Source organism: Streptomyces sp. 8N706, assembly GCF_052245415.1.
In the GTDB taxonomy this organism is placed as follows: Bacteria; Actinomycetota; Actinomycetes; order Streptomycetales; family Streptomycetaceae; genus Streptomyces.
In genome coordinates this window covers 1-6,234 of record NZ_JBQQBW010000194.1, presented here as the reverse complement: position 1 = coordinate 6,234, position 6,234 = coordinate 1, and the positions used below count along the sequence as shown (strand labels likewise).

At 74.0% G+C, this 6,234-nt stretch carries 8 protein-coding genes; 1 reads left to right on the top strand and 7 read right to left on the bottom strand.

All coding sequences use genetic code 11. From position 1 onward, the window contains the following. From ACTWQE_RS33325 to ACTWQE_RS33295, 7 genes are all read right to left on the bottom strand, one after another. Nucleotides 1-1,072: beta-ketoacyl-[acyl-carrier-protein] synthase family protein (locus ACTWQE_RS33325; RefSeq protein WP_443332832.1), on the bottom strand; the 1,072-nt coding region annotated here is incomplete at its 3' end. After that, the gene (locus ACTWQE_RS33320; RefSeq protein ID WP_443332833.1) at nucleotides 1,069-1,437 is read right to left on the bottom strand and encodes a cupin domain-containing protein; all 369 of its coding nucleotides are present in this window, start codon (nucleotides 1,435-1,437) and stop codon (nucleotides 1,069-1,071) included. The genes ACTWQE_RS33320 and ACTWQE_RS33325, both read right to left, overlap by 4 nt. Before the next feature lie 74 nt (nucleotides 1,438-1,511). Continuing rightward, the gene (locus tag ACTWQE_RS33315; RefSeq protein WP_443332831.1) at nucleotides 1,512-2,597 is read right to left on the bottom strand and encodes an amidohydrolase family protein; all 1,086 of its coding nucleotides are present in this window, start codon (nucleotides 2,595-2,597) and stop codon (nucleotides 1,512-1,514) included. After that, on the bottom strand, nucleotides 2,594-3,490 hold the full coding sequence (locus tag ACTWQE_RS33310; RefSeq protein WP_443332830.1) for an NAD(P)-dependent oxidoreductase: 897 nt from the start codon (nucleotides 3,488-3,490) through the stop codon (nucleotides 2,594-2,596). The genes ACTWQE_RS33315 and ACTWQE_RS33310 overlap by 4 nt, the downstream gene beginning before the upstream one ends. Further along, the gene (locus tag ACTWQE_RS33305) at nucleotides 3,487-4,257 is read right to left on the bottom strand and encodes a SchA/CurD-like domain-containing protein (protein ID WP_443332829.1); all 771 of its coding nucleotides are present in this window, start codon (nucleotides 4,255-4,257) and stop codon (nucleotides 3,487-3,489) included. The genes ACTWQE_RS33310 and ACTWQE_RS33305 overlap by 4 nt, the downstream gene beginning before the upstream one ends. 46 nt (nucleotides 4,258-4,303) lie before the next feature. Further along, entirely contained in the window at nucleotides 4,304-4,654 is a 351-nt protein-coding gene (locus ACTWQE_RS33300) for an antibiotic biosynthesis monooxygenase family protein (RefSeq protein WP_443332828.1), read from the bottom strand. 55 nt (nucleotides 4,655-4,709) lie between these two features. Next, nucleotides 4,710-5,276 (bottom strand): flavodoxin family protein, encoded by a 567-nt coding sequence (locus tag ACTWQE_RS33295; protein ID WP_443332827.1) that lies wholly within the window; start codon nucleotides 5,274-5,276, stop codon nucleotides 4,710-4,712. A gap of 224 nt (nucleotides 5,277-5,500) precedes the next feature. Here ACTWQE_RS33295 and ACTWQE_RS33290 point away from each other — a divergent pair. Further along, nucleotides 5,501-6,234: helix-turn-helix domain-containing protein (locus ACTWQE_RS33290; RefSeq protein ID WP_443332826.1), on the top strand; the 734-nt coding region annotated here is incomplete at its 3' end.

Genomic DNA, 6,234 nt, shown 5'->3' with positions numbered 1-6,234 from the left:
CGGCCAGCTCGATGGCGCCGATGGCGCCGAGCGAGTGTCCGACCATCGACTTCAGTGAGGACATCGGGGTGGACCAGGCGTGGTCGCCCAGCGCCCGCTTGACCGCGTCGGTCTCGTGGCGGTCGTTCTGCCGGGTGCCGGAGCCGTGCGCGTTGACGTAGTCCACGTCCGTCGGGTCGAGGTGCGCCTGGTCCAGGGCGATCGTGATGGCGCGTGCCATCTCGGTGCCCTCGCTCCGCAGGCCCGTCATGTGGTGGGCGTTGCCGTGGGTGGCGAAGCCGGCGACCGCGCAGTGGATCGTGGCGCCGCGCCGCCGGGCGTGCTCCTCGTCCTCGAGGATCAGCACGGCGCCGCCCTCCCCCATGACGAAGCCGTCGCGCTCGCGGTCGAAGGGGCGGGACGCCGTCTCCGGCTCGTCGTTGCGGGTGGATGTGGCCTTGATGGCGTCGAAGCAGGCCATGGCGATGGGCGAGATGGGCGACTCGGCGGCCCCGGCGATCACCACGTCGGCCTCGTCGTCCTCGATCAGCCGCGCGGCGTAGCCGACCGCGTCGAGCCCGGAGGTGCAGCCGCTGGAGACGGTCTGCACCGGGCCGCGGGCGCCGGCCAGCCCGGCTGTCTCGGCCGCCAGCACGCTCGGGGTGAGCGCGAGGTGCAGGTAGGGGGAGACCGCCTCGGTGTCCACCTTCCAGTCCCGGCCGTGCGAGCTGGTGGACACGTAGTCGGTCTCGAGCCTGCTGGTGCCGCCGACCGCGGTGCCCATGGAGACCCCGATCCGCCAGGGGTTCTCGGTCTCCGTGTCCAGGCCCGCGTCCGCCAGGGCCTCCCGGGCGGCGACCGCGGCGAACTGCAAGTAGCGGTCCATGCGGTCCGCCTCGTCGGCGGTCAGTCCTTCGCGCTCGGGGTCGAAGTCCACCTCGGCCGCGAGCCGGGAACGGAACCCGGTGGCGTCGAAGAGGGTGATCCCGCGGGTCGCGGTACGGCCCTCGGAGAGCAGCCGCCAGGCCGCCTCCGTGCCGACCCCTCCGGGGACCACCAGGCCGACCCCGGTCACGACAGCGCGGCGGGTCATGACGCTTCCTCGGTATCGACGTGGCCGAGGTCCGGCCGGGGGGCGAGCGGGCAGAGGTGGAAGACGATGCGGGCCTGGCCGGCGCCGGTGTTGCGCACCCGGTGGCGCATGTTCTTCGGCACCAGGAGCCCCTGCCCCTCGCGCAACGGGTGCGGGACGCCGTTCAGGTCGATCTCCAGTTCGCCGCGGATCGCGTACACGAACTCCTCGGAGTACGGGTGGTAGTGCTCGGCGATGCGCTCCCCTTCGTCGAGGATGGCCACGCCGAGGAAGCCAGAGGTGGCCCCGACGGTGTTGGGGCTGAGCAGGGTGCGGACGTCGCCGCCGCGCCGCCGGTTGGCGGGGACCTCGTCGATCGAGATCACCCGGACGTTCGGGGCCTGGTCGGCGGCCGGCGTGGTGTCCGCGCTGGTGGTGGAGTCGGTGCTGCCGGCGGTGGTCACGATGTCCTCCCGGAGACGGTTGCGGAGCGCGAGGTGAGGCGCGGGGGGAACAGGCGCAGTGCGTTGCCCTCCGTGACGTCGGACTGCTGCCCGAGGTCCTGCAGCTCCGCCGCGAGGGTCTGGAGCGGGCCGGTGACCGCCTCCGTGCGGAGCGGGGGCGAGTCGGTGCCGTAGAGCACCCGGCCGGGGCCGAAGAAGGAGAGTGCGGCGCGGAGCGAGGCCGCACCCGGAGAGGCGGTGTCGATGTGGAGGCGGCGCAGCGCCTCCCCGGGCCGCGTCCTGTCCGGGCCCTCGGTGGGCGGGGTTCCGGCGGCGCCGGGAGTGCCTGGCCGCCCGGCACCCGGGGACCCGCCGGGGACGGGGGCTCCGGCGGAACCCCCGGGACGGCCACCGGGCGGGCCGCCGGCGGCTCCGGGGCGTCCCGGGGCCGCGCCGGCAGCGTCGAGGCGGGCTGCGATCAGAGCGAGGGCGCCGCCCGCCGCGGCGGCGATGAGGCGGAGCCGGGGGTGGCGGTCCAGGATGCCGGCGTGGGCGATCACGGCCAGGCCGATGGCCGTGTCGCAGTAGCGGCCGACCCGTTCCAGCAGTCCCAGGTCGGCCAGCCCGTGCCCGGCAGCCGGGACGGCCGGGGCGTGCACCAGCACCGGCACCTCGGACTCCTCCGCCATCGCGAAGAACTCCCCGGCCTCCGGCGCGTCCAGATACCGGCCCCGCACACTGCTGTTGACGATGAACCCCACGAACTCGGGGTCGCGGACCCGGGCCGCCGCCCGGGCCAAGTGGTCCGTGCCGCCGAGCGGATTGGCGTACACGTAGGCGCGCAGGTGGTCCGGGTGGGCCCGGACGGTCTCCGCGAGCCAGTCGTGCAGCCGCTCCAGGTCGCTCTCGGGCTGGGCGTAGTTGTCCACACCCGGAACCGGGACCATGGCACCGGCGCCGACCGGGCTGCCGACCACGGTCATACGGACACCCGCGGCCAGCTTGGTCTCGATCATGCCCTCGACGTCGCAGAGGGCGGGTGGCATCGGGTAGCGCTCCGCCATCCACGGAGGGCTGAGGTGCCCGTGCACGTCGATGGTCACGGACGCCTCCCGGCAGTGGCACGTACGGGTACGGCGTCGGCGAGGGTCCGCGCGATGGCCGCGCAGTCGGCGTCGCCGAGGCCCTCGGTGACGGCCCGTCCGTGGGTGTCGGCGGCGGCGGACGCCAGTGGCAGGAGCAGCCCGGCGGTCGCCGCCTCCTCGCTCACCAGGTGCAGGTCCTTGTGCATCAGGCGCAGCCGGAAGTCCGGGTCGTCCCAGCGCTCCTCGGTCATGCGCTCGGTCTTGTAGCGCATCATGGGGGAGGCGAAGCCGCTGGCGGCGATGGCCCTGAGTACGGCGTTCCGGTCCAGTCCCTGGGCGTCCGCCAGCGCCGCGGCCTCGGCCATGGCCTGCATTTCCACACCCATGAGGAGATTCATGAGCAGCTTCAGCCGCATGCCGGAGCCGAGCGGGCCGACGCGGACGATCTGTTTGGCGAGCCCGGCCAGCAGGCCGGACGCCCGCGCGGTGTCCTCCTCCGAGCCGCCGAGGTGGATCCGCAGCTGGCCCTCGCGGGCGTGGACGCCGTTGCCGAGCAGGCCCGCGTCGACCACACTTCCGCGCTCGCAGAGGGCCTCGGCGTCCGCCGGGGCCACGGTTCCCGCGCAGACCAGCAGGGTGGCGGGGGCCGCCGAGGCGAGGACGCCCTGCGGGCCGTGGAGCACCTCGCGCAGCGCCTCACCGTCGGACAGGCAGAGTATGACGGCCTCGGCGCCGTCCGCCGCCTGGGCGGGGGACGCGTACGCCTCTGCCCCGGCCTCGCGAACCTCAGCGGCGCGCTGGGCGCTCCGGTTCCACACCCGGACCTCGGCACCGGTGTCCACCAGGCGGCGGGCGATGCCGCCGCCCATCACGCCGAGGCCGCAGACCGCGATCCGCGCGGGGCCGGTCATGACGCCCGCCGGTCGGTGACCCGGCGCATGGCCCAGCGGGCCAGTAGGTCCGGGAGGTCCAGGCCGCGGGACTCCTCGTCCAGGGCGGGAGCCAGCAGCTCCAGCAGCGGGCGCCAGGTGTCGCGGACCGCGGGCTCGGCGCAGGCGGCGGCGGGGAGTTCGTCCGGCCGCCGGTCGCCCTCGAGGAGCCAGACGACCGCGTCGTCGCGGTGCACGGCGCCGGCGGTGACGGTGGCGGGGCGGATCGCGGTGAGGAGCTCGGCGGCGCGCGGCCCGGAGCCCTCCGGGACCGGGAGCAGGGCCGCCCAGCGGTGCCGAGGGAGCGGCCCGGTGAGTGGGCACCCGTCCGTAGCGGCGGACGAGCAGCGCATCATGGCGCGTGAGAAGAAGGCACGCGCCCCGGCCGGGTCGGTGAGGTCGCGCGGCTCGGTGAGCAGCGGGTCGAGCCTGCGCTCGACCTCGCGGATGGCGGGCTGGGAGGACAGGTGGCGTAACGCGGCGCCGAGGTCGCCGGTCACGTCGGCGATGCGCAGCACCCGGTTGCCGCCCAGGAAGACGGTCGTGGCGAGCAGCCGGGTGTATTCGTTGACCTCGGTCTGCGGCGACGGGTAGTCGGTGAGGACGCGGGCGGCTTCGCCGACCGCGTCCTGCCGGACGGTGAAGCTGAGAGCGGCGCGCACCCGCGGCGGCACGAGCTGCGGGGTGCCCTCGGTGTCGGTGCTGGGTGGAGCCGCGGGCTGCGCGGCCGGGCCGGCTGGTCCTGGCATGGCGGTGTACCTCCTGGGCGGACTGGCTGGACGGGACGGCTGTCGGTCAGCGGGTGTGCCGCTGCACCGCGAAGCGCAGCGAGACCGGCTCGGTGAAGCAGGCGCGCATCGGGCCGACGAGGGTGCGGTGCTCGGGGCTGCGCTCCCACTCCGCGAAAGCGACGCCGTTCTCCCAAAGGCTGGTGATCACCCAGCGGTCCGGCTCGGTTGTGGAGCGGGCGACCTGGTCCTCGATGTGGCCGGGCACCTGGGCGACACGCCGGGAGATGGCGTCGTACTCGGTGAGGAAGCGCTCGGTGTTCTCCTCCGGGACGGTGATCATGAAGATCACCCGGACCGGGGTGTCCGTGGAGGTCGTGGCGTCGGCTGCGGTGGCCTGCGGCTGGGCGGAGGTCATGGGTGACTCCCGGTTCGGTGGTCGGGTCGGACGCGCGGCGGGGGACGGGGATCCGTCACCGCGACCGGGCGAGGGGCTCGAGATAGCGTTCGGCAAGCGCCATGGCCCGGCGGCCGAGGGCCCGGCCGGCCATGGCGGCCTCGCCCGGGTCGAGCGGGCCGCCCGGGCCGGTGGTGACGGAGAGTCCGTAGGGGTTGCCGCCCACCGCGCGGAAGGCGGGATCGGTGTAGCCGGTCGGGAGGGTGAGGGCCCCCCACTCCGCGACCGAGCGGTGCAGGGCGAGCAGGACGGACTCCTGGCCTCCGTTGGCCGACGAGCCCGCGGTGAAGGCGGTGACCATCTTGTCGGCGAGCGCGCCGGCGAGCGCGGCGGTACGGCAGTGCTCCAGGAAGCGCTGCACGGGCGCGGAGACGTTGCCGAAGTAGGTGGGCGTGCCCACCGCGATGACCTGGGCCCAGAGCACGTCGCCGAGGACGTCCGCGGCGGTGTCGCCGGTGCCGGTTCCCAGGCGGCGCAAGAGCGTACGGGCTCCGGACTCCCGGGCGCCGCTCTCCACGGCGGTGGCGAGCTCTTCGACAGAGCCGCTGTCGCTGTGGTACGCCACCAGCACGTGACTTGACACGAGTAACCCCCTGCGTTGACCTTACGTCGGACCCGTGTCCCGGCACCGGGCCGCGCACCGGACTTAGTTTAGGTCTGGATCGAACACGGCTGTCAAGCTTCCCCAGGAGTTGTTCATGACTGCTAGTAAAAGGCTCAGCTCAGAGCCTTACAGAAGCGCTGCTCTCCACCCAGAATGGATTGACTTCCAACCCGACCAATAGGGAAAGGGGAGATTCTCCTGTCATGACAAACGATGCTGAGTGCACCCTTCCGCCCGACGAGCGTGCTGGGACCGCCCCACCCGAGTACGAGCCGCAGCCGGCCCTCGGGCAACGGCTGCGCGCGCTGCGGCTGCGGCGCGGCCTGTCACAGTCCGCCCTCGCCGGGGACCGGGTCTCGCCCAGTGCCATCTCCCTTCTGGAGTCCGGCCACCGGCAGCCGACCCAGCGCACCCTCGCCTACCTCGCCCAGCAGCTCGGTTGCACCGTCGAGTTCCTCCGTGACGGCGTCGAGACGACCACCGGCATCGCTCTGAAGCTCGCGCTGGCCCGTACCGAGCTGGCGCTGCTCGCGGGCGAGGCCGGCACTGCGCGCTCCGAGCTCTCCGCGGTGTCCGGCGAGGATCTCTCGCGCTTTCCCGGCGCCTTTGAGCAGGTCACGCTGCTGGAGGCGCTGCTGGCGGAGCTCTCCGGCGACCCGGGGACCGCGCTCCGGCTGCTGGAGAACCTCACGGCCGCCATGCCGGCCGGGTGGCGCACCGACGCCACGTCCGGCGACGACACCGGCCCGCCCGAACCGGGCTCCGGGAGCGGGGCGGCGGCCGATGAGGACAGCGTGTTCCCGTGCGCGCCGTCCACCGTCTTCGCCGCGCTCGCCCGCTGCCAACGGGCCCTGGGGCTGCCGGAAGCGGCGGCCCGGGTTGCCCGCGAGGGACTGACCCTGCTCTCCACGCTGAACCTGGCGGACAACCGCTACTC

What these genes read in the sequence shown, in the direction of transcription:
- ACTWQE_RS33310 (WP_443332830.1), bottom strand. Translation starts at nt 3,490, where the DNA reads ATGACCGGCCCCGCGCGGATCGCGGTCTGCGGCCTCGGCGTGATGGGC.
- ACTWQE_RS33305 (WP_443332829.1), bottom strand. Translation starts at nt 4,257, where the DNA reads ATGCCAGGACCAGCCGGCCCGGCCGCGCAGCCCGCGGCTCCACCCAGC.
- ACTWQE_RS33300 (WP_443332828.1), bottom strand. Translation starts at nt 4,654, where the DNA reads ATGACCTCCGCCCAGCCGCAGGCCACCGCAGCCGACGCCACGACCTCC.